Source organism: Streptomyces sp. RGM 3693, from assembly GCF_050471125.1.
Classification (GTDB): Bacteria; Actinomycetota; Actinomycetes; order Streptomycetales; family Streptomycetaceae; genus Streptomyces.
Window position 1 is genome coordinate 277,633 of record NZ_JBMPPQ010000004.1, and the last position, 21,833, is coordinate 299,465.

Sequence of the window (21,833 nt, forward strand, 5' to 3'; positions counted from 1 at the left end):
CGCGGTGAGCGAGCAGAGGCGGCGGAGCGGAGCGGGCCCCCGACCAAGGGTATGGGGGCCGTCGCGGCAGTGTCGTTGGGATGCCATACACGAGCCTATAGCACGTGCATTCGATTTACGGGCCTCGCAAGCCCTCTTCACCCAAACGTGTGGCGACCCCACAACCTTCCCACCGCGATGACCAGCCGTTACGCCGTCCGGCGGGCAGCACCCCCGCAATCAGACCCGCTCCAGCCCGCCGTCCGACAGCGCCCGCGTCAGCACGTCGAACGTGTGCCGGATCACTGCTTCGTGGTCAACGGCCACCTCGTCCACGGGGTCACCCTCCAATTGTCGGACGACGGCCTCCACGTAGAGCGTCCGCCAGCCCGCGATGATCAGCGCCGCGGCCAGCCGGGCGTCCCGATCGGGCCGTGCGGGATCGCCACCGGCCGCCTCGGCGAGCGCCCCGGCCAGTGCGGCCTCGACCTCCTCGACCGCCTCGCGCACCCGCGCCCGCAGCGACGGCGCCTGCAGGACGGTGCGGAAGAAGTGCTCGAACCCCTCCCCCGGCCCGCCCAGTGGATGCCGCTGCGCCAGCAGGTCCAGCGCCAGCCGGCGCAGCGCGGCGAGCGGCGTCTCGTCCGCACCGCGTCCCCGCACCGCGCCGACGATCAGCTCCACCGCCTCGGGGATCCGGTCGAGGAAGAGGTCCTCCTTGCGCGGGAAGTAGTTGAAGACCGTCATCGTGGACACCTCGGCGGCGCGGGCGACCTCGGCGACGGCCACGTTGTCGAAGCCGCGCTCAAGGAACAGCAGCGTCGCCTCCCCGGAGATCCGCTGCCGGGTGAGGCGCTTCTTGCGCTCGCGCAGACTCAGGTGCGGATCCAGGTGCGCATCGTCATCGACACCCCCGACCGCCTGCCGCTCCGCGGTCCGCCCCCGCTCTCCCGTGGACTTCTTCTCCGCCACCGTCTCTCCTTCCGTCGAAAAAAATTGTAGCGGAAACAAATTTTTAGTGACTACACTCATGCCTCATGAAGCGCGACGCAGACGTAGTAGTGGCAGGGGGCGGCCCGGTGGGGCTGATGCTCGCCTGCGAATTGGCACTGGCGGATGTCCCGGTCGTCGTCCTGGAGCGACTGACCGAGGTGGACACCACGATCAAGGCGGGGGCCATCAACACCCCCAGCGCGGAGGCCTTCTACCGGCGCGGGCTGTTGCCACCGCTGAGGGAGGTGCAGAACGCCAGCCTGGCGCAGTTCGGCTCGTTCACCCAGCAGCGGCAGGCGGCCGGCGCCTCGGTCACGGTGCCGGCGCCGCGGTTCGCCGGGCACTTCGCGGGCATCATGCTCCGCGGTGACCTGCTCGACGAGTCGGATCCGGACTTCGCCGGCCGCGGCCCGGCCGGCGAGGTCGGCCTGGTCCCCCAGGAGGCCCTGGAGCGGATCCTCGCCGAACGCGCCGTCGAGCTGGGCGTGACCCTGCGCCGCGGAGTGACCCTCACCGGCTTCGACGCCGATGACGAGGGGGTGCACGTCCACACCTCGCACGGGTCGCTGCGCGCCGGCTGGCTGGTGGGCTGCGACGGCGGCCGCAGCACGGTGCGCCGGCTCGCCGGCATCCCGTTCCCCGGGACCGCCCCGTCGATCACCGGCCACCAGGCCATGGTGGAGATGACCGGCGCCGACGACCTGGGCGCCGGCTGGAACTGGACCGCCACCGGGACGTACGTCCACGGGCCAATGCCCGGCCGGATCCTCACCGTGGAGTTCGACGGACCGCCCGCGGACCGCGAAGCCCCGATCACCGCCGAGGAGTTGCAGACCGCGCTGCGACGGGTCTCCGGCGTCCCTGACGTCACGGTCACCAAGGTGGTCTCGGCGACCCGCTTCACCGACAACGCCCGGCAGGCGTCCTCGTACCGCCACGGCCGGGTGCTGCTGGCCGGGGACGCGGCCCATGTGCACTCGCCGTTCGGCGGCCAGGGGCTCAACCTCGGGATCGGCGACGCGATGAACCTCGGCTGGAAGCTGGCCGCCACGGTGCGCGGCTGGGCCCCGGAGGGCCTGCTCGACACCTACACCACCGAGCGGCACCCCATCGGCGCGTGGGTGCTGGACTGGACCCGGGCCCAAGTGGCCCTGATGCGGCCGGAGTCGCACGCCGGAGCGCTGCGCCAGGTGATCAACGAACTGTCCGGGACGCCCGACGCCACCACGTTCTTCGTCAAGAAGATCTCCGGCGTCTGGCAGCGCTACGACCTGCCCGGTTCGCACCCGATGATCGGTCGTAGCGCCCCCGACCTGGAACTGTCCGGCGGCCACCGGCTCGCGGACCATCTCCACGGCGGCCGGGGCCTGTTGCTCGACCTCGCCGACGACCCGGCGCTGCGCGAGCGCGCGGCCGGCTACGGCGACCGGGTGCGGACCCTGACGGTGACCTGCCCGGACCGGCCCGACCTGTCCGGCCTCCTGCTCCGCCCGGACGGCTGCACCGCCTGGGCGGCCGACGCCCCCGGCGCCTACGAGGAGTTGGACGGGGCGCTGGGCCAGTGGTTCGGGGCGCCCGCCGTAGTGCCGGCCGCCTAGGGCCCGTCCTCGTGCCCGTCCTGGGGCCCGTCCGGTCCTGTTCCACCAGACAGGCCCCCGGGGCGCGAGCCGGGCGGACGGCGTGGCAGCGGCGGCGGACCCGTCCGCCCCTGTCACGCCCGCGCGCACCACCCGCGCGACCGGCACCACCCCGAAGGCGCCGCCGAATGCTTCCGTACGGCTCCCGGACCCGCCCGGGCGGCGCTAGCGTCGGGCCATGACCATCCCTCCTGATTTCCCGCGCGATGCGGCCGCCGTCCACGAGTCGACCGATCGACTGCTGGTCTCCCTGGGCAAGCTCGACGACGCTGCGGTCGGCGAGCCGTCGCTGCTGCCCGGTTGGACCCGGGGCCACGTCCTGGCCCATCTGGCCCGCAACGCCGACGCCCTGGTCAATCTCCTGACCTGGGCACGGACCGGCGTCCGCACACCGATGTACGCCAGTACCGCGGTCCGTGACGGCGACATCGAGCGGGACGCCGACCGTCCGCTGGCGGTCCACCTGGAGGACCTCCAGGAGAGCGCGGCCCGCTTTGGAGCGGCGGCGCAGGCCCTGCCGGCGGACCGGCGGGCGTACGAGGTCGAGATGCGCAACGGCGTCGTCGAGCGGGCCGACCGGCTCGCGCTGCGCCGGCTGGCCGAGGTCGAACTGCACCATGTCGACCTGGGCGTCGGGTACACCGTCGAGCAGCTGTCGCCGGCCTTCGTGGACAGCGAGTTGGACTTCCTCACCGGGATCAAGTTCGCCGGGCACCCGGACCTGCCCGCGCTGGAGCTGCACGGCGACGACGGCCGCCAGTGGCACACCGGGCGGTCCGCCGACGGTGCGTCAGCCGCCCCCGTGGTGGTCAGCGGCTCGCCGAAGGACCTGGTCGGCTGGCTGACCGGGCGCGCGGACGGCGGCCGGTTGGACACCCACGGCGCGGCGCTGCCGGTCATCCCCCCGCTCTAGAGTTGGTGCCATGACCTACAGCGGAGCAGTGAAGGTCGGCGGACCGGCCGACGTACACGAGCTGACCGACCTGATGATCTCGAAGGTCGCGGTCGGTCCCATGGACAACAACGCGTACGTGCTGCGGTGTCGTGCGACCGACGAGCAGTTGCTGATCGACGCGGCCGCCGATCCGCACACGCTCCTCACCCTGGTCGGCGACAGCGGCCTGGCGTCCGTGGTCACCACGCACCAGCACGGCGACCACTGGGGCGCGCTGCGCGAGGTCGTCGACGCCACCGGCGCGCGGACGTACGCGGGCCGGTACGACGCCGAGGGCATCCCCGTCCCCACCGACGTCCTGGTCGAGGACGGCGACACGATCACCGTCGGCCGCGTCCAGCTGACCGCGCGCCATCTGGTCGGGCATACCCCGGGCAGCATCGCGCTGGTCTACGACGATCTGCACGGCCACCCGCACGTCTTCACCGGGGACTGCCTCTTCCCCGGCGGGGTCGGCAACACCTGGGGCAGCGCCGAACGGTTCGCCAGCCTGGTGGACGGCGTGCAGGGCAAGCTCTTCGACCAGTTGCCGGACGAGACCTGGGTCTATCCGGGGCACGGTGCCGACACCACGCTCGGCGCCGAGCGGCCGCACCTCGCCGAGTGGCGGGAGCGCGGCTGGTAACGGGCCGGAAGCCCGGCTCCGGGCCCGGCGGGCGGACCTCCGCCCGCCGGGCCCGCGCCGTTCCCCACGGCGCTCAGCCGCGGGTGTGCGTCCCTGCCCCGTCGAGCGCCTCCGCGGGCTCCTCGGCCGCCGCCAGGCGCCGCGAGGCCCGCAGGCTGGTCACCGTCGTGATGGCCAGCACCGCGCAGATCACGCCCAGCGAAACCGGAATGCTGATCTCCGGGACGGCCACCCCGGACTCGTGCAGTGCGTGCAGCACCAACTTCACGCCGATGAACCCGAGGATCACCGACAGGCCGTAGGAGAGGTGGACCAGCTTCTTGAGCAGGCCGCCGATCAGGAAGTACAGCTGCCGCAGCCCCATCAGGGCGAAGGCGTTGGCGGTGAAGACGATGTACGGGTCCTGGGTCAGGCCGAAGATCGCCGGGATCGAGTCCAGGGCGAAGAGGACGTCGGTGGTGCCGATCGCCAGCATGACGATCAGCATCGGGGTCATCAGCCGTCGGCCGTTCTCGACGATGAACAGCTTGGTGCCGTGGTACCGGTCGGTGGACGGGAAGCGGCGCTCGACCGCCTTCAGGAAGCGGTTCTCCTCGAACTCCTCGTCCTCCTGCCCGGCCCGCGCCTCCTGGATCAGCTTCCACGCGGTCCAGATGAGGAACGCACCGAAGAGGTAGAACACCCAGGAGAAGTTGGCGATGATCGCCGCGCCCGCGCCGATGAATCCGGCCCGCAGCACCAGCGCGATGAGCACCCCGACCAGCAGCACCCGCTGTTGGTAGATGGTCGGGACCGCGAACTTGCCCATGATCAGGACGAAGACGAAGAGGTTGTCGACACTCAGGGACTTCTCGGTGATGAAGCCCGCGAAGAACTCACCGGCCGGCGCGCCCCCGCCGAAGGCCAGCAGGCCGAGCCCGAACAGCACGGCGAGCGCCATCCAGACGCCGGTCCAGATGCCGGCTTCCTTGAGGGACACCTCGTGGGGCTTGCGTCCGCCGATGAAGAAGTCGACGGCGATCAGGGCACCCAGACCAAGGATGGTCAGCACCCACAGGGTCAGGGAAACGTCCACTGTTCCTCCGGCATGGTCGTACGGCACACACAGCGTCGTCGCTGCCGGGGATTCCTGCACCCCTCCAAAGAAGAGTAAAGGAAGTTCATGAAATGGCAAAGGAAAAGGTAAAACCGCAGGTGGGGGGCGGTCTACTGAATCCCTAACGGGGCCGTCCGGGGTCAGCCCCGCTCGGGGTCCACCGCCGGATGGGCATCGGCGACCCGGTCCAGGACCCGGCGGATCACCTCGCTGCGCCGGGGCGCGAGGGGCGGCTCGTACGTCCAGGCGTGCCCGACCCACGGATCGGCGAGGTGGGCGTCGGGAACCGGGGTGATCCGCAGCAGGGCGCGCCAGAGCGGATCCAGGACCGGCCCGTACTCCCGCGCCCGGTCCCGGTCGGCGACCAGCATCAGGTGGACCCCGACCGCGGGGCCCTCGTCGACCAGATAGCGCAGCTGGTTCAGGGCCCGGTCGTCGAAGCCGTGCGGGAAGTCATGGACGATCAGCAGTTGCTCGGCGGGATCCAGCTCCGGCGGCAGGGCCTCCGTCGCGCGGTGCCGCACCGCCATCTGGAGGAGGTCGACCCGCCGGGTCAGCGCCTCCAGCACCGCGGCCACGCCCCGGGCGCCGGCGGGCGGGGCCGTGGGCAGCACGCCGCTCTCCCGCAGCGGGGCGAGCGCCGGTCCGGCCGCGCCGGCGGGGTCGATGACCTGGACCGCGAACGCGCCGGGCGGATGGGCGGCCAGCAGCCGGGCGGCGACCGCGACGGCGGTCTCCAGGGCCAGCCGCGCCAACGCGGCCTCGTCGGGCGCCGCGGCGGTGAGCGCGCTGCCCAACTCCCGACGGCCGTACTCCCGCTCGGGGTCGTGTCCGGGGCGCGGATACGGTCCGGGACCGCTGTCGATCCACAGTCCGCGCTCCAGCGGGAGCCGGACGAGCAGCGGGATGCGCAGGCCGGGGGCCTCCGGGAGGTGCAGATCGCCCAGCCGCACCGCCATCGGGTGCTGCCGCGGGACCTCGTAGCCGTGCCACACCGGGTGGTCCCAACGGGCGAGGGCGAGCGGCAGCGCGGGCTCCACCACCTCCGACTCGGCGGTCAGCTGGGCGAGGTCGCGGTCGAGGACCGCGCGGGCCCGGTCGACCAGGTCGGCGTGTCGGTCCCGGGCGGCGGCGCGGGCTGCCTCGGCAGCGCCACCCAGGCGGGCGTCGGGGTCGGCGAGCGCCGCGTCGAGCTCCCGCTCCAGGCGGGAGGCGGCGAAACCGGCGGCGCTGCGGTACGCCGCGACCGACCGGGCCAGATCCTCGAACATGCCACGGACCTGGTTGTAGAGCCGCTCCTCCATGCTCCAGCCGTTGGCGTCGCCGGCGACCGGGGCGATCGGGCCCGCCGGGTCGCCGGGGGTCGCGGCCAGTCCGGCGGGCGCCGGGGGCGGGGGCGGCGTGGACGGGGCGGGCGGGGCCGCGGCGGCTGCGGGAGCCGGCGCGGGGGCGGTGGGCCGCCGGGGGTGGCGGTAGTCGACCCGGTCGCCGGAGGGCTGGGGAGCGGGTTCCACCGCCGGGGTGCCGGGGGTGCCGGCGGTGGTCCCGGCCGCCGGTCGCTCAGGGGGGCGCACCGCATCCGGGTCGGGCACCGCCACCGTCGGGGCCTGGTCGTGGCCGGCCGCCGCTTCGATCTCCGCGGCCAGCTCCGCGGCCCGCGGCAGCCCCTGATCGCGCAGCAGCTCCGCCAGTCCGCCGGCGTACCCCTGGCCCACGGCGCGGATCCGCCAGGCGCCCTGCCGGCGGTAGAGCTCGACGGCGACCAGCGCGGACTCCGGGCCCAGGCCGGTGAGGGGGTAGGCGACGAGCGGGGTGCCGTCGACGCGCGTCACGGCGACCGAGGGCGCGGCGGCGGGGCCGAAGCCACCCGGCGCGCCGGGCCCGCCCGGCAGCGCCAGCAGCACGCTCACCTGGTGCACCGCGGTGGGCAGCGCGTCGAGATCGACCGCGATGCGCTGCTCGGCGGCCGCCCCGGAGGGAACCTCGACGCCGGGCCGGTGGGGTGCGCCCGGATGGACCACCGCCTCGGCGCCCGGCAGCCGGCCCTGCTCGTCGCCGAGCGCGACCGCGACCAGGACGGGCCCGCCGGCCGCGATCCGGATCTCCACACGGGTGCCGTCCAGTGGGTGGTTCTGCCCCCGGACCAGCTCCGCCGTCATCGTCGTCCCCTTGTGTGTCGTGCCGGTGGTGTGCGGTGTGTGGCGTGTCGACCGGTCGCGGGTCGGTGCCGCGGTGCCTACAGGTACGGCCGGATCGCCGGCACCAGATCCTCGAAGGTACGGCCGACGGTGGGCTCGCCGATGGCGGTCAACTGCCAGCCGTCGCCCGAACGGTGCACCTTGCACATGACCTGCGCAGTGTGATCGCCGCCGCCGGCGAGGGTGTAGCGCGCCAGCTCCTGGCCGGTGGTCTCGTCCACCAGTCGGCAGAACGCGTCCTGGACCTCGGCGAAGGTCTGGCCGGTGAAGGAGTTGACGGTGAACACGATCTGGTCGACATGGACCGGCACCCGCTCCAGGTCGACCAGGATCGCCTCGTCGTCACCCCCCTGGCCGGCCCCGCCGATGCGGTTGTCGCCGGTGTGCCGGACCGCGCCGTCGTCACTGGTGAGGCGCTGGAAGTAGACCACGTCGGCGGGGGTGCCGTCGGCGAAGAGCAGCGCCGAGGCGTCCAGGTCGATCTCCTGGGTGCGGCGCCCGAACAGGCCGCGGCGCGGCGCCGACCGCCATCCCAGGCCCATCCGGACCGCGGTCAGCGTCGCCCCGTCGGACTTTTGCAGGCTGATGCCCTGTCCCTTGGACAAGTTGACCGACACGCGCCGTCCCCTCCTCGCCGTCCCGTCCGCCGGTTGAGCGGCCCCTGCCGACCCTACGTACGTGGGCGGGCGGGGGCGCGGCGGGCCCGCCGTCTGTGGCGGTTCTACAACACGCCCGGGCAGGTCCGCGGCCCGACCGCCGTCGCCCCGGCGGGTGGGCCGCGGACCCGGCCGCTACTTCATTCCGGCCTCCTTCATCTGCCGGAGCTCCTTCTTCAGCTCGCCGACCTCGTCCCGGAGCCGGGCGGCGACCTCGAACTGCAACTCCGCGGCAGCCGCCCGCATCCGCTCCGTCAGCTCTTCGATCGTCTCGGCGAGTTCGGCCGCGGGACGATCCGTCAGGACCTCGCCGCCCTTGCCGCCCTTGCCCTTGGCGGCCTTGGTCGCCTTGCCGGCTTTGCCGGCCTTCCCGCCGAGCGCCGGGACCGGTGCCTTGGCCTTGCCGTCCTTGTCGCCGCCCTTGCGGTAGCCGGAGCCCAGCAGCTCCTGGGTGTCGAGCTCCTCGCGGGCGAGGGTGGCGACGATGTCACCGATCTTCTTGCGGAGCGGCTGCGGGTCGATGCCGTTCTCCTTGTTGTACGCCAGCTGCTTCTCCCGGCGGCGGTTGGTCTCATCGATGGCCTTCTCCATCGCCGCGGTGATCTTGTCGGCGTACATGTGCACCTGGCCGGAGACGTTACGAGCCGCCCGGCCGATGGTCTGGATCAGCGAGGTGCCGGAGCGCAGGAAGCCCTCCTTGTCGGCGTCCAGGATCGCCACCAGGGAGACCTCCGGCAGGTCCAGGCCCTCCCGGAGGAGGTTGATGCCGACGAGCACGTCGAACTCACCCGACCGCAGCTCGCGCAGCAGCTCCACGCGCCGCAGGGTGTCCACGTCGCTGTGCAGGTAGCGGACCTGGATGCCGAGCTCCAGGAAGTAGTCGGTGAGGTCCTCGGCCATCTTCTTGGTGAGGGTGGTGACCAGGACGCGCTCGTCCTTCTCGGTGCGCTTGCGGATCTCGTGCACGAGGTCGTCGATCTGCCCGTCGGTGGGCTTGACCACCACCTCCGGGTCGACCAGACCGGTCGGCCGGATGATCTGCTCCACGAAGCCGTCGCCGCGGGACAGCTCGTACGGGCCGGGCGTCGCGGAGAGGTAGACGGTCTGGCCGACCCGCCCCAGGAACTCCTCCCACTTCAGCGGCCGGTTGTCCAGCGCGGACGGCAGCCGGAAGCCGTGGTCGACGAGGGTGCGCTTACGGGAGGCGTCGCCCTCGTACATGGCGCCGATCTGCGGGACGGTGACGTGCGACTCGTCGATGACCAGCAGGAAGTCTTCCGGGAAGTAGTCGAGGAGGGTGTTGGGCGCCGAGCCCGGCTCACGGCCGTCCAGGTGCATCGAGTAGTTCTCGATGCCCGAGCAGGAGCCGATCTGCCGCATCATCTCGATGTCGTAGGTGGTGCGCATCCGCAGCCGCTGGGCCTCCAGCAGCTTGCTCTGCTTCTCCAGGGTGGCGAGCCGGTCCGCCAATTCGGCCTCGATCCCGGCGATGGCCTTCTCCATGCGCTCGGGGCCGGCGACGTAGTGACTGGCGGGGAAGACGTACAGCTGCTGGTCGTCGCTGATCACCTCGCCGGTGAGCGGGTGCAGGGTGGACAGCGCCTCGATCTCGTCGCCGAACATCTCGATCCGGACGGCCAGCTCCTCGTAGACCGGGAAGATCTCGATGGTGTCGCCGCGGACCCGGAAGGTGCCCCGGGTGAACGCCACGTCGTTGCGGGCGTACTGAATCTCGACGAAGCGGCGCAGCAGCTGGTCCCGGTCGATCTCGTCACCGACCCTGAGGGGCACCATCCGGTCGACGTACTCCTGGGGCGTGCCCAGGCCGTAGATGCAGGACACCGAGGCGACGACGATGACGTCCCGCCGGGTGAGGAGGGAGTTCGTCGCGGAGTGGCGCAGCCGTTCGACCTCCTCGTTGATGGAGGAGTCCTTCTCGATGTACGTATCGGACTGCGGGACGTACGCCTCGGGCTGGTAGTAGTCGTAGTACGAGACGAAGTACTCGACGGCGTTGTTGGGCAGCAGCTCGCGGAATTCGTTGGCGAGCTGCGCCGCGAGGGTCTTGTTGGGCGCCATCACCAGGGTCGGGCGCTGGAGCTTCTCGATCATCCACGCGGTGGTCGCCGACTTGCCGGTACCGGTCGCACCCAGCAGGACGACGTCCTTCTCACCACCGCGGATGCGTCGGTCCAGCTCGGCGATGGCCGCCGGCTGGTCGCCGTTGGGCTGGTAGGAGCTGACGACCTCGAAGGGCGCCACCGTGCGTTCGATCTTTGAAACGGGCCGCATGGGATCCACCGTACGACCCGCCACTGACAATCGGTGCCGCATCGGATCTGACCTGCGGTTTTCCGAGGACCCCCGGAGTGGTGGGACGAGCGGTCGGCCCCGGCCATGCCGTGGGCGCTCCGCCGGCACGAGCACGGCGGCCGGGTCGGGGAGCCGGCGCCGGACCGGGCGCGTCGCGGCTGGCCGGAACGGTATGCCCTCGGCACGGGCGACAAAAACGGTCAACTGCCCGAAGGGTGACTCACCGTCGGCCGAGATGCGCGGATGCCGCGGCTCCGGCAAGTTGGATGACGTCGGGACGTATGTCTGCTGCACGGCCATTCCGGGCATCCTGCAACTGCGACGCTCCGCACGGAAAACCGGCCATTCTTCGTTCAGCACCCGGCCACCGCATGTCCGCCTCCCGCTCCGGCCCGGCTGCGAGCCTCCGTCTGTCCGTCCGCCCCGTTCACCTCACTTCACGTCAGCTCACTACCACGACGTCACGAGGAGTCCGTATGCGTATTCGCCCCGTCGCCGCCTTCGCCGGTGCGCTCCTGGGTCTGTCCGCGCTCGTCCTCCCCGCCAGCGGCGCCCAGGCCGCGGCCCACGGACACGCCCCTGTGGTGGTCGGCCACCGCGGCGCCGCGGCGTACGCCCCCGAAAACACGCTCGCCTCGATCGACGCGGCGCACCGGCTCGGGGTCTCCTGGGTCGAGAACGACGTCCAGCGCACCAAGGACGGAGAGCTGGTCGTCCTGCACGACACCTCGCTGGCGAGAACGACCAACGTCAAGAAGGTCTTCCCGGACCGCTCCCCGTGGAACGTCGGCGGCTTCACGCTCCGGGAGATCGAGAAACTCGACGCGGGCAGCTGGTTCGGCGCGAAGTTCAAGGGGGAGCGGGTGCCGACCCTTGAGGACTACCTGGACGAGGTCGAGCACAACGGCCAGCGGCTGCTGATGGAGCTGAAGAACCCCGAGCTCTACCCCGGGATCGAGCGGCAGGCCCTCCGGGAGCTGCGCCATGACGGCTGGCTGGACAGCGGGCACCTCAAGCGTCGTCTGATCGTCCAGAGCTTCAACGCCGACGCGATCAAGAAGGTCCACCGCATGAACCCGGCGGTCAAAACGGGCTTCCTCGGCAACCCCCCGGTGGCCGACCTGCCCAAGTACGCCGCGTACTGCGACCAGATCAATCCGCCCCACACCACCGTCACCCATGCGTACGTGAACGCCGTGCACGCGCTGCGGGGCCCGCACGACCGGCGGCTGGAGCTCTACATCTGGACCGTCGACGACGCCAAGGCCGCGGTCAGCTCCGCCGGCCTGGGGGTCGACGGGGTCATCAGCAACAAGCCCGACGTGGTGCGCAAGGCGCTGGCCAACGCGGGCTACTGACCGTCCGGCGCGGCGGGGAACGGGGCCGGCGGCGGCCGGCGGGTCCGTTCCCCGCCGCGTTGTCAGTGGCCGGTCCTACCCTGGGGCACGTGACGAACGCAGAGCACGGTCCAGGACCCGCCGCGGCGCCGGGCGCCGCCCCGGAGGCGGTCCGCCCGGCCCGCCGCGACTGGGCCTGGACGCGCATCGGGACTCCGATCGGCCCACTGCTGCTCGCGGCGACGCGGGAGGGCCTGGTCCAGGTCGCCTTCCACGCCGGCGAGCGGGTGACCCGGCGGGCACTGACCCGACTGGAGGACACCTTCGGCGGGCCACCGCTCCCGGAGATACCTCATCTGGCGACGGCCACCGCCGAGCTCGCCCGCTACTTCTCCGGTGAGCTGCGGACCTTCACGGTCCCGCTGGACTGGTCGCTGTCCGGCGGCTTCAATGCCCGGGTGCTGCACGCGCTGGCCGCCGGTGTCCCGTACGGCAGCGTGGTCGGCTATCAGGACCTGGCCGACCGGGTCGGGGAGCCGGGCGCGGCCCGGGCGGTGGGCGCGGCGATGGGCTCCAATCCGCTCCCCGTGGTCGTCCCCTGCCACCGGGTCGTGGCCAGCGACGGCGGGATCGGCGGCTTCGGTGGCGGTCTGGAGACCAAGCGGCTGCTGCTGGCGCTGGAGGGCGTGCTCCCCGCTCCCCTGTTCTGAGCGCCGCCCGGTCGCTCTCCTGAATGCTTCCCGTCCGCTCACCTGGTGCTTCCCGTCCGCTCCCTGCCCCCGCCGCCGGGATCCGTCCCGCCGGCCGGCACCGTCCACGAAGGGCCCCGCATGTCCCGTCACATCGCCCTGCTCCGCGGTATCAACGTCGGAGGCCACAACTCCTTCCCCAAGGCCCGCCAGCTGGAGCTGGCCCACTCCCTGGGGTTCGAGGAGGTCTCCGTCCTGCTGCAGACGGGCAACATCGTCTTCGCCGACCCAGGGACGCCGCCGGCGGAGACGGCCCGGCGGATCGAGGAGCGGATCGCGACCGACCTGGGCCTGACGGTGCCGGTGGTCGTGCGGACCAGGGACGAGCTGGCCGCCACGGTCGCCGGGAACCCGTTCCCGCTGGCCGTGCCGGAGCCCAAGACCCTGCACGTGACGTTCCTGTCGGAGGTGCCCGCCGACCCGGCCCGGCTGGACGCGCTCGACCAGGCCCCATACGCACCGGACCGGTTCCGGCTGATCGGCCGCGAGCTGTACCTGTGGTGCCCGCAGGGCATCGGGCGCTCCAAGCTCGCCGAGGCGGTCGGCCGGGCCCGGCTCGGCGTGACGGCCACCGCGCGCAACTGGAACACCGTCACCAAGCTGCTGGCGCTGGCCGACACCTGATCTCCCGCCGAGTGCGCCCTGGTTCGGCCGCCGATCCGGGCGCGGTGCAGGCGTCAGCGCCAGCCGTGGAGCTCCCGCAGCCGGTTGGCGACGAGGTTGAAGCGGCCCCGGTCGAGCGCGCACGCCTCGCGTCGCATTCCGTTCGCGTGGACCCGCAGGACCCGGTCCACGGCCACCCAGGAGTCGCGCCCCGAGCGGTCCCAGGGGCCCGCCCCGAGCGCCACCCAGTCCCGGTCGTCGTTGTGGCGCTTGCTCGACAGTTGCACGGCCAGCAGCGTCCCGGCCGCCTCCCGGGCCACGACCAGCACCGGCCGGTCCTTGCCGCGGCCGTCGTTCTCCTCGAACGGGACCCAGGTCCAGACGATCTCGCCGGGGTCGGGGTCGCCGTCCGGGTCGGGGGCGTAGGACATCGCCACGGTTCCGACGGCGCGCGGCGGGATCTCCACGGTCGCGGCGGGTCCTTGGCTGCCGGGCAGGGGCGGGTGCGGGTCTGCTGCGTTGAACGAGGTCGTCATCCCCCGCACGCTACCGGCCGCGGTGAACACGCTGATGGGCGGCCTGCGTTAGGCCGTCCGCGGTCGATTGTCAGTGGTCGCCCGTACGGTTTTTTACAGCGGGGGCGGTCGCCGGGACCGCCTCGGGGGGGGATCACCATGTCCGAGATCACGACGCATCGGGAACTGTCGCAAGAAGACGGTGGGGCCCACGAGTTATCCGAGGCTTCCGTGCGGGAGACCGTGATCGCCGCCCGCCTCGGGCGGCCCGTCCGCCGGCCGCGTGCGCGGCGGCCGGTCCGCTCAGTCGGCGGCTCCGCTCCAGGCCGGCCGGTGCGGATCGTCGGCCCGCACGACGACGTCCGCCGCCTCCTCGGGCCGGGTCTCGGCCTCGTATCGGGCGAACGCCGGCAGCGTCCAGCGCTGCTCCTGCGGGGTACGGCGGGTCAGCGCGCCCGGCGAGAGCTTCAGGTGCACGGAGAGATCGAACGGAAACCACTGTCCGAGCAGCAGCGGACCGTGCAGCAACAGCACGCCGCCGGGCGGCAGTTCCACGTAGCCGCTGCGCGTCGCCCGGTCCGCCACCGGGTCCCACAGGTCCCGGAGCACCCGCCCGGTGCCGCCGGGCTCCAGCGGCTGGAACACCTCGCGCCACAGGGCCCGCCGGTCGAACCACTCGTCGTGGTAGGCGTCCGGGTCCTCCCGGCCGTACTCCAGCCGCAGCGAGGCAGGCCGCAGAAAGCCGTAGGTGCCGGCCTTGTGCACCGCCCGCCCCCGGAGCCGCAACGCCTCGGCGAGCCGCCCGGCGAGGTCGCCGGGAGCGGCAGCGGGAGCCCCGTCGACCGCTACCCGCAGCCAGGGGCTCCCGTCGTGCGCCGTCAGCCTGTCGATGCGCGCGGCGAGCGCGTCGGTGAGCCGTTCCCAGGTGATCGCTTCGAGCCGCACCCGGCCATTCTGCCCCGGCGGCGGGTGCCAGGCGCCCGGGATCAGCGGGACTGCGGTCCGCCGGGCGGGAAGCCGCCGTGGACGCCGCCGGAGATCACACCGGCCTGCACCACCATCCCGTGCGCACCACCACTGAGGTTGTTGTGGACGTCCCGCACGGTGCCCTGCGGCTGCTGCTGGGGCGCCACCTCGTCGAGCAGTTGGCGCAGTTCGGCCGCCGCGGCCGGGTCCTCGGCGAGCAGCCGCCGCAGCCGGGCCTTCCAGACCACGGCCACCCCTTGGGCCACCTCCTCGTCGCCGTCCTCCCGGGCGGTGACGACGTCGGTGCGCGCCTGGTCCAGCTCGCGTTCGACCGCTGCCTCCTCCTCCGCACCGCGGCGCCGGGCGAGCAGGGACGCCATCCGCCGGCGGACCGCGGCCCAGCCCTCGGTCGCCATCTGCTGCACCAGCGTCGTCGCCCCCGCCGTCGCGAGCGCCACCAGTTCCGCTTCCATCGGACCCCCTTGCATGTCGTGCGCGTCGTGTCGCGCCTGGTGCCACGGTAGAGAGGCAGGCCGCCTCATGAACAGCCGCGCGGCCGGGTGCCGCTGCGCTCCGGGTTCAGGAGTCCATGGCCGGCCGGGCCGCTCCGTAGCGGCTGAGTACGGCCGCCGCCTCCTTCGTCGCCTCGATGACGCTGTCGGGGGCTTCCGGCATCACGGTCTTCTGCTTGAGCAGCAGCACCGCGCCCATGATGGACCCGTCCCACATGATCGGCGCGGCACAGGAGTTCCAGCCGGCCATGCACTCCTCGTAGCCCAGCGCGTAGCCGAGGTCGCGGACCTCCGCCAGGGAGACCAGCAGCGCGTCGTTGTCCCGGTAGACGCCGGGGCCGGCCTGTTCGGGGACGGGCTCGGCCAGTACGCGCTGTTGGAGGACCGCCGGGAGGTAGGCGAGGATGGTGCGCCCGGAGGCACCGGTGCGCAGGGAGCGGGTCACGGACAGCACGTCCCGCGGTGTCATGCCGAGTTCGGCGAGGTCGGAGTCGCCGACGGCCATGTCGACGCACTGCCGCTGCGCGCCGGAGAACGGCGCCACCATGTACAGGAACACCAGCCCGTTTCCGGTCGCCTCGCGCAGGTCGCTCAGGACCGTCTGCGCACCGTCGAGGCGGTGGTCGAGCGCGGTGAAGGCGAGTTGGGCGGCCGAGGTCCGCAGGCGGTAGAGACCCCGGTCCACCCGTTCGAAGATCCGCTGGTAGATGCCGGATTGCAGGATGCGGTAGACGACGGAGTCGTCCAGGCCGATGAACTCCGCGATCTCACCGGGTCCGTGGGCGGATCCGCCGAGTTCGGCGAAGGCCGTCTGGACGAGGAAGACCCGCTCGGCATGGCCGGATCCGGACGTCCGGGAGCCGGCGGAGGCCGTGCTCCTGCGGGCCTGGCCGGTGTGCTGCACGGCCTCCGGAGCCGTGGACTGCGACGCTGCGGTGCGATGGCCCATCGTGTGCTCTCCTCCCTGACAGTGGTCCGCGCCCGAAGGCGAACGGCGTGTGCGGTGCGGGGCGCCCCGCCCCCGATGCCTCCGGCGTTACCGGGTGACGTCGAGGGCGAGTTTCCCGGTCGGGGTGCGGGCGGCGAGGTCGTGGTGCGCCTGCGCCGCCTCCCCGAGCGCGTAGGTGGTGCCGGTCAGTGTCGTGAGGGAGCCGTCGGCGACGGCGTCGAACAGCGCCCGCATGGACGTCGGCAGCGCGGTGCGGTCCCCGTAGAGCTGGGGCAGCCAGAAGCCCGAGACGGTGAGGGAGCGCTCCATCAGTTCGCGGGTGGACACGTTCGCCAACTCGCCGCCGGCGAAGCCGTAGACGGCGAGGCGGCCGCGCGGTGCGACGGCGGCCAGGGTCCGGGCGAAGGTGGCACCACCGGTCATCTCCAGCGCCGCCTCGACCGGGCCGCCGGCCGCGTCCAGGATGCGCTCGGTGAGGTCCTCGGCCGTGGAGTCGACGACCGCGTGCGCGCCCAGGTCCAGGGCCAGTTGGCGCTTGGCCGCGGTCCCGGCGAGGCCGATGATCTTCGCGCCGGCTCGGGCCGCGAGCTGGACTGCCAGTGTGCCGACCCCGCCCGCCGCTGCCGGGACGACGACGGTCTCTCCCTTGGTGAGGCGCAGTGCGGTGAACAGCAGATGCCAGGCGCTGTTGCCCTGGAGGGCCAGCGCGACCGCCTGCTCGTCGCTGACGGCGTCGGGGACGTCCCAGGTGACGCGGCGGTGCAGCAGGGTGCGTTCCGCGTATCCGCCGCCGCGGGTGAGTCCCACGACCCGGCGGCCCTCGATGGTGCCCACGACTTCGTTGCCGGGTATGTAGGGCAGTTCCACCGGGGCGAGGTAGCTGTCCCCACGGACATGCACATCGGCGTAGTTGACGCCGGCCAGGGTCACCTCGGCGAGTGCGTGCCCGGCGCGAGGCGCCGGCTCGGGGGCGTCCTCCAGCCGGAGCACGTCCGGGCCGCCGAATTCTCGCATCACGATCGCGCGCACGACTCTCCCTCAGGTTCTCCGGTGCGGTGCCCGCACAGGGTAGGCACGGCACCGGCCGGCCCGCCGCCCCCCGATCATTTCGCGCCAACCCTCCGGACTTTCCTTGAACGACGCTCTCCCCCGCGCCCCCGATTCCTGAAGGCTTTCTCGTGTCGCGAGAAAACTCCGACGCAGTTACCACCCATTGCGCCCTTTTGGTGTAGATCTACCCGGCGGTACAGGCCGGGTGGCTCCCACACATCCCTCACTCGCCGCCGGCTACCAGAAGTGATCGACGCCGCCTACGATCCGGACGTGTGTCCGCCGTTGACCAGAGGCGACGGCCGCGTCCCCAGGGGCAGAGCACGGCGTGCGAGGCAGCAGTGCCGGCCCGTCCCGCCCGGTAGCCCGGGCGGGGAGTGGCGGAGGGCGGGGTCCGAGCTGCGGCAGGGCGGGCACGGCCTGAGGGGGAATCATGATGGGGAAATCGGGGGGCGGCAGGCCGGCGTTCGCGCCGGCCTGCCGGGACCTACAACGGGCACTGCCTCTTCCGCCGGCACCTCTGCGCATCCTGCGAACCGCGTCTGCTTCCCTGCCGTCGCTGACGGCGCGGGTCACCGCCGCCACCGACGCCGTCATCGCCGCCGCGCGCCGCCATTCCCGGCCGTACACCGCCCCGCCCTTTCTGGTCGCGGCCGGGCCGCGCCGGGGGTTCGCGCGCCACCGCCGAGAAAGGGACCGCCCATGAACGCGTCGAGCAGCACGAGCAGCGCCGGGCTCCAGTTCACGCACCCGTACCTCGCCGTGGTGCTCGGCGGCGGTTTCACGGGCATGGTCGCCGCCGCGGCGCTGTCCGCGTACGCCGATGTCATCGTGGTCGAGCGGGAGCGGCTGCCGCGGGCCCCCGCGCTGCCCACCGACCTTCCGCAGCCCCGGCACGCCCATCTGCTGGCGGCGGGCGGCGCCCGGGTCGTCGAGGGCCTGCTGCCCGGCACGGTCGAACGGTGGCTGGCGGAGGGCGCCCGCCGGCTCGCGGTGCCGTCGGAGCCCGCCGGTCCACTGCTGCCCGGCCGGCCGGTCCGCCGGGCCCGCACCCGCCACGTGTTCGCCTGCTCCCGCGATCTGCTCGACCGGGTCATCCGCGAGCAGGTGCCGGCGCTCCCCGGGGTGACGGTCCTCGACGGCACGGAGGCGGAGCGGTTGACCGGCACCGCCGAGCACGTCACCGGTGTGTGGGTCAGGGGCACCACCAGCGGTGAAACGTACCGCCTGGACGCCGATCTGGTGGTCGACGCCACCGGCCGCTCCTCCACCACCCCGGACCGGCTGTCGGGGCTGGGCCTGCCCGCCGCCCCGGAGGACGTCCGGGACTCCGGCATCGTCTGCGCCACCCGCATCTTCCGCGTCCCCGCCGGATACGAGAACTGCCCGGTGCTCACCGCCCGCTCGGACCGCGGTCCGGCCGGCGGCGCCCCGACATCTGGATCCCTGCTCCCGGCCGTCCGGACGGCAACGCTGGTCCCGATCGAGGGCGGGCGCTGGCTGGTCACCCTCACCGGCGGCGGCCGCGGCGCCGAGCGGCCGTCCGAACGCGCCGATCACTTCGTGCCGTTCGCCCGTCGGATCCACACGGTCATCGGTGACCTCATCGCCGATGCCGAGCCGCTGAGCGAGGTGCGGCTGACCCGCGACACCTCCAGCCACCGTCACCGCTACGAGCAACTGCCCAGCTGGCCCACCGGGTTCCTCGCCCTCGGCGGCGCGGTGGCCTCGGTCAACCCGGACTGCGGCCAGGGGCTGTCCCTCGCGGCCCACGGCGCCGCCGCGCTCCGCGAGGCGCTGCGACGGTACGGCCTGGACGACCCCGCGCTGGCCCGCAGGGTGCAGCGCACCGTCGGCGGTCTCGTCGAGGCACCTTGGGCGCTGGCCACCGGCGAGGAGCTTCCACGGCCCTCACTCCCGGGCGCGTCCCGGCCGTCGCTGGCCAGCCGCTTCGTACGCGGCGCCGTGAGCGGCGTGCTCGCCCCGGCCGCCGACCTGCCCCCGGTCTGCCGCGCCTACGTCGATGTGGTCACGCCCGCCGTCCCCGTGGCCTGTCTGCCGCAGGCGTTGGCCCCGCAACCAGCACCCGCCGCGGCGGCGTCCGCGGTGCGGTCACCGGGCCCCGACGCACCGGACGAGCCGTCCGCGCTGCCGTCCCTGTGCGCCCCCTCGGCCACCGCCGCATTGGCCGCGGCACCGCCCCCGACCACGCCGAGCGCTCCCGGCCCCGAGCGGGCGCCCCGCCGACTGCCCCGTCCCCTTGGCTTCGACCCCACGTCGCTGCTGTTACGGCGACTCAACGGCGGCCGGCGCAAGCCCGACGGCGCCTGAGGCCCGGCCCTGGCCCCGGTGCGGCGCCGGCCCTGAACTACGGTGGGCCCCAGGGACACGTCCGATCACCGGTGGCAGGCCGCCGGAAATCGTCACCACCAGGGGGTTGCGGAGAAGGGTGATGCGCGCTACGAGCACTCTGCCCGCGAACCGCGAACCGCGAACCGCGAACCGCGAACCGCGAACCGGGGATGGGGGATCGGGCGGGGACGGAGCGGGCGGCATCGAGGGGTGCGCGTCCGGGGACGCGACTGACCCCACCCATGGGCTGCTGCCGCCGCTGCGGGTGCCCGTGGGTGACGATCCCGAGCGCTGGCAGACGTTCCCGGGCGCGCGGTTGGTCGTCGCCGTCGCCCGTACCGTCACCTCGACCGTCCGGGTCCTCGACGTCCTGCGCCCGGTCCTACGCGATGACCCGCGGGTCCATCTGGTCTTCGCCTTCGACCCCACCTCGGCGTTCAACGACGGCGTGCACGCCCTGCTCCGCTCGGTCGGCGCCCGGGTGCTGCCCTGGCACCAGTTCGCCCGGATCAGCCCCGACCTGATCATCACGGCGACCGAGAACGCCGATCTCACCACCGCGCACCACACCTGCCCGGTGCTGGTACTGCCGCACGGCGTCGGCTTCCACAAGGTCGTTCCCGACTCCCGCAGCGACCGCGACCGGCTGGCCGGCGTCGTCCCGGACGCACTGCTGCACAGCGGCCGCGCCTGGCTCGCGATCTCCCATCCCGACCAAGCGGCCCAACTCGCCGCCGCCCATCCCGCCACCGCCGGCCGCACCCTGCTCGTCGGCGATCCCTGCTATGACGCGCTCCTGAACGGGCGGGCCCTGCGCGCCACGTACCGCGCGGCACTCGGCATCGCCGACGGGCGACGACTGATCATGCTCAGCTCGACCTGGCGCGACCACTCGGTCCTGGGCCGCGACCCCGCCCTGCCGGCCCGCCTGCTCGCCGAACTTCCCCTGGACGACTACGCCGTTGCCCTGGTCACCCACCCCAACATCACCTCTGCCCACGGTAGTTACGTCCTCCGCTCGCACCTCGACTCCGCCCATGACGCCGGGCTGCTGACCATTCCGCCGACCGCAGGCTGGCAGGCCACCCTGCTCGCCGCCGACCTGCTGATCGGTGACCACGGCTCGGTCACCTTCTACGGCGCGGCACTCGGCACACCCCTGCTACTCGGCGCGTTCGGCGACGACGAGGCCGTCACCGGAACCCCCATGGCGGAGCTGGGCCGGATCGCCCCGCGACTGCGACCCGACGCGTCTCTGCGGCCGCAGATCGAGCGGGCGCTCGGCCTGGGGCGGGTGCCCGGCGACGACGCCCTGGAACGGCTGCGGAAGGTCGGCGAGAGCGCCTTCGCCGCCCCCGGCCGCGCCCTGGAACTCCTGCGCACCGCCGTCTACGGCCTGCTGCGCCTCCCCGAGCCAGCGGACGGCTCGCCACCTCCGCGCCGGGCCCCGGAGCCGCCCGTCCCGCAGGACCACCCGGAACCCACCACGGCCTGTTACATCCGCACCTCCCTCTCCGAGGACCCTGGTGATTCCTGGAACTCTGGCTACTCCTGGAACCCAGGCGATCCCTGGAGCCCTGGCAACTCCGGGGGCCCCGGTGGCTCCGGGGGATCTAGTGACTCCGGGGGTTCCGAGGAGACCGGCTGCCCCCGGATATCCGTCGAGCGCACCCCGGCGGCCGTGGCCGCCTTCTCACCCGTACCCGTGCCTCCCATGGCCAACTCATCGGCCTCCTCCATCTCCCCCGTCTCATTGGCCTCATCGGTCTCATCGGTCTCATCGGTCTCGTCGGTCTCGTCGGTCTCGTCGGTCTCGTCGGTCTCCCCCAACTCGTCCGTCTCGCCCGTGACACGGGGCGATGTCCCCGACGGCCCGTTCCGTCATCTGTCCTGCGCCGATGACGAGTGGGACCGGCGGTGGCCGGAGAGCGCGTCCGTCCTGGTCCGCCGGGCCCCGGCAGATACCGCCGTGGCTGCCGACCGGTGGATCGAGGACACTCTCGCCCGCTATCCCGGCTGTCTGCTCGCCGCCGCGACCGTCACCGGCCACGGCTGCCGGGTCGGTCTGCGCGACGGCCGGACCGTCGAAGTGTCCACCACCGGCCCGAAGTGCGACGCCACCGTCCTGGCCGCCGTCGTCTACGCCTGCCTGCGCGCCCGACGCCCGCCGGCGGGCTTCGTCACCCTCGCGCTGGGCGACCGTAGCGAGGACGCGGTGCTCCGCCTCACCCGACGGGCGAGTCGGCCGCGCCCCACGGGCTGACGGATCCGCTTACGAGGACCGTCGCGCCCCTCCCGCGTGCCCCGCACCCCGCGGCACCCCGGCACCCCGGCACCCGCGACGGTCC

Annotated in this window: 18 protein-coding genes; 8 read left to right on the forward strand and 10 right to left on the reverse strand. The window is 73.0% G+C overall.

Going from position 1 to position 21,833, the window contains the following annotated elements:
* Nucleotides 1-219: 219 nt before the first annotated feature.
* Entirely contained in the window at nt 220-951 is a 732-nt protein-coding gene (locus tag ACO0M4_RS37455) for a TetR/AcrR family transcriptional regulator (protein ID WP_430375604.1), read from the reverse strand.
* A 65-nt stretch (nt 952-1,016) separates the two neighbouring features.
* Between ACO0M4_RS37455 and ACO0M4_RS37460 the strand changes: the two genes are divergently transcribed.
* The 3 genes from ACO0M4_RS37460 (at nt 1,017) to ACO0M4_RS37470 (ending at nt 4,189) form a co-directional block, all read left to right on the forward strand.
* Complete coding sequence (locus tag ACO0M4_RS37460; protein ID WP_430375605.1) at nt 1,017-2,570, forward strand: FAD-dependent monooxygenase; 1,554 nt, start codon at nt 1,017-1,019, stop codon at nt 2,568-2,570.
* Nucleotides 2,571-2,787: 217 nt separating this feature from the next.
* Nucleotides 2,788-3,522, forward strand: a complete 735-nt coding sequence (locus ACO0M4_RS37465; RefSeq protein WP_430375606.1) for a maleylpyruvate isomerase family mycothiol-dependent enzyme — start codon at nt 2,788-2,790, stop codon at nt 3,520-3,522.
* A gap of 10 nt (nt 3,523-3,532) precedes the next feature.
* The gene (locus tag ACO0M4_RS37470; protein ID WP_430375607.1) at nt 3,533-4,189 is read left to right on the forward strand and encodes an MBL fold metallo-hydrolase; all 657 of its coding nucleotides are present in this window, start codon (nt 3,533-3,535) and stop codon (nt 4,187-4,189) included.
* Nucleotides 4,190-4,262: 73 nt separating this feature from the next.
* Here the strand turns inward: ACO0M4_RS37470 and ACO0M4_RS37475 are convergent, their stop codons facing one another.
* The 4 genes from ACO0M4_RS37475 to uvrB all read right to left on the reverse strand — a co-directional run bounded on the left by ACO0M4_RS37475 (nt 4,263) and on the right by uvrB (nt 10,431).
* Nucleotides 4,263-5,264, reverse strand: coding sequence for a TerC family protein (locus tag ACO0M4_RS37475; RefSeq protein WP_430375608.1), 1,002 nt, complete (start codon nt 5,262-5,264; stop codon nt 4,263-4,265).
* A 161-nt stretch (nt 5,265-5,425) separates the two neighbouring features.
* Entirely contained in the window at nt 5,426-7,444 is a 2,019-nt protein-coding gene (locus tag ACO0M4_RS37480) for a TerD family protein (RefSeq protein WP_430375609.1), read from the reverse strand.
* A 77-nt stretch (nt 7,445-7,521) separates the two neighbouring features.
* Nucleotides 7,522-8,100 (reverse strand): TerD family protein, encoded by a 579-nt coding sequence (locus ACO0M4_RS37485; RefSeq protein ID WP_430375610.1) that lies wholly within the window; start codon nt 8,098-8,100, stop codon nt 7,522-7,524.
* 174 nt (nt 8,101-8,274) lie between these two features.
* Entirely contained in the window at nt 8,275-10,431 is a 2,157-nt protein-coding gene (gene uvrB / locus ACO0M4_RS37490; protein WP_430375611.1) for an excinuclease ABC subunit UvrB, read from the reverse strand.
* 497 nt (nt 10,432-10,928) lie between these two features.
* On the opposite strand from uvrB, the gene ACO0M4_RS37495 reads away from it, so the two are divergent.
* The 3 genes from ACO0M4_RS37495 (at nt 10,929) to ACO0M4_RS37505 (ending at nt 13,162) form a co-directional block, all read left to right on the forward strand.
* On the forward strand, nt 10,929-11,810 hold the full coding sequence (locus ACO0M4_RS37495; protein ID WP_430375612.1) for a glycerophosphodiester phosphodiesterase: 882 nt from the start codon (nt 10,929-10,931) through the stop codon (nt 11,808-11,810).
* A gap of 89 nt (nt 11,811-11,899) precedes the next feature.
* Entirely contained in the window at nt 11,900-12,499 is a 600-nt protein-coding gene (locus ACO0M4_RS37500; RefSeq protein WP_430375613.1) for a methylated-DNA--[protein]-cysteine S-methyltransferase, read from the forward strand.
* Between the two features lie 120 nt (nt 12,500-12,619).
* Nucleotides 12,620-13,162, forward strand: a complete 543-nt coding sequence (locus tag ACO0M4_RS37505) for a DUF1697 domain-containing protein (protein WP_430375614.1) — start codon at nt 12,620-12,622, stop codon at nt 13,160-13,162.
* Between the two features lie 53 nt (nt 13,163-13,215).
* Here the strand turns inward: ACO0M4_RS37505 and ACO0M4_RS37510 are convergent, their stop codons facing one another.
* The 5 genes from ACO0M4_RS37510 to ACO0M4_RS37530 form a co-directional block, all read right to left on the reverse strand.
* On the reverse strand, nt 13,216-13,677 hold the full coding sequence (locus ACO0M4_RS37510; protein WP_430375615.1) for a type II toxin-antitoxin system PemK/MazF family toxin: 462 nt from the start codon (nt 13,675-13,677) through the stop codon (nt 13,216-13,218).
* 282 nt (nt 13,678-13,959) lie between these two features.
* Nucleotides 13,960-14,601, reverse strand: coding sequence for a uridine kinase (locus ACO0M4_RS37515; RefSeq protein ID WP_430375616.1), 642 nt, complete (start codon nt 14,599-14,601; stop codon nt 13,960-13,962).
* A 41-nt stretch (nt 14,602-14,642) separates the two neighbouring features.
* Nucleotides 14,643-15,095, reverse strand: coding sequence for a hypothetical protein (locus tag ACO0M4_RS37520; protein ID WP_430375617.1), 453 nt, complete (start codon nt 15,093-15,095; stop codon nt 14,643-14,645).
* 106 nt (nt 15,096-15,201) lie between these two features.
* Nucleotides 15,202-16,083 (reverse strand): IclR family transcriptional regulator domain-containing protein, encoded by an 882-nt coding sequence (locus tag ACO0M4_RS37525; protein ID WP_430375618.1) that lies wholly within the window; start codon nt 16,081-16,083, stop codon nt 15,202-15,204.
* An 87-nt stretch (nt 16,084-16,170) separates the two neighbouring features.
* Nucleotides 16,171-17,112: a quinone oxidoreductase family protein gene (locus tag ACO0M4_RS37530; protein ID WP_430375619.1), complete on the reverse strand. Its 942-nt coding sequence runs from the start codon at nt 17,110-17,112 to the stop codon at nt 16,171-16,173.
* A gap of 723 nt (nt 17,113-17,835) precedes the next feature.
* Between ACO0M4_RS37530 and ACO0M4_RS37535 the strand changes: the two genes are divergently transcribed.
* Both ACO0M4_RS37535 and ACO0M4_RS37540 read left to right on the forward strand, forming a co-directional pair.
* Nucleotides 17,836-19,464: an FAD-dependent oxidoreductase gene (locus ACO0M4_RS37535; RefSeq protein WP_430375620.1), complete on the forward strand. Its 1,629-nt coding sequence runs from the start codon at nt 17,836-17,838 to the stop codon at nt 19,462-19,464.
* A 292-nt stretch (nt 19,465-19,756) separates the two neighbouring features.
* A complete protein-coding gene (locus tag ACO0M4_RS37540; RefSeq protein WP_430375621.1) occupies nt 19,757-21,748 on the forward strand; it encodes a CDP-glycerol glycerophosphotransferase family protein in 1,992 nt (663 codons plus the stop codon).
* Nucleotides 21,749-21,833: the final 85 nt, after the last annotated feature.

Excerpts from the sequence above, each read along its gene's own strand:
- ACO0M4_RS37460 (WP_430375605.1), top strand. The coding sequence starts at position 1,017 with ATGAAGCGCGACGCAGACGTAGTAGTGGCAGGGGGCGGCCCGGTGGGG.
- ACO0M4_RS37465 (WP_430375606.1), top strand. The coding sequence starts at position 2,788 with ATGACCATCCCTCCTGATTTCCCGCGCGATGCGGCCGCCGTCCACGAG.
- ACO0M4_RS37470 (WP_430375607.1), top strand. The coding sequence starts at position 3,533 with ATGACCTACAGCGGAGCAGTGAAGGTCGGCGGACCGGCCGACGTACAC.
- ACO0M4_RS37480 (WP_430375609.1), bottom strand. The coding sequence starts at position 7,444 with ATGACGGCGGAGCTGGTCCGGGGGCAGAACCACCCACTGGACGGCACC.
- uvrB (WP_430375611.1), bottom strand. The coding sequence starts at position 10,431 with ATGCGGCCCGTTTCAAAGATCGAACGCACGGTGGCGCCCTTCGAGGTC.
- ACO0M4_RS37495 (WP_430375612.1), top strand. The coding sequence starts at position 10,929 with ATGCGTATTCGCCCCGTCGCCGCCTTCGCCGGTGCGCTCCTGGGTCTG.
- ACO0M4_RS37505 (WP_430375614.1), top strand. The coding sequence starts at position 12,620 with ATGTCCCGTCACATCGCCCTGCTCCGCGGTATCAACGTCGGAGGCCAC.
- ACO0M4_RS37510 (WP_430375615.1), bottom strand. The coding sequence starts at position 13,677 with ATGACGACCTCGTTCAACGCAGCAGACCCGCACCCGCCCCTGCCCGGC.
- ACO0M4_RS37520 (WP_430375617.1), bottom strand. The coding sequence starts at position 15,095 with ATGGAAGCGGAACTGGTGGCGCTCGCGACGGCGGGGGCGACGACGCTG.
- ACO0M4_RS37525 (WP_430375618.1), bottom strand. The coding sequence starts at position 16,083 with ATGGGCCATCGCACCGCAGCGTCGCAGTCCACGGCTCCGGAGGCCGTG.
- ACO0M4_RS37535 (WP_430375620.1), top strand. The coding sequence starts at position 17,836 with ATGAACGCGTCGAGCAGCACGAGCAGCGCCGGGCTCCAGTTCACGCAC.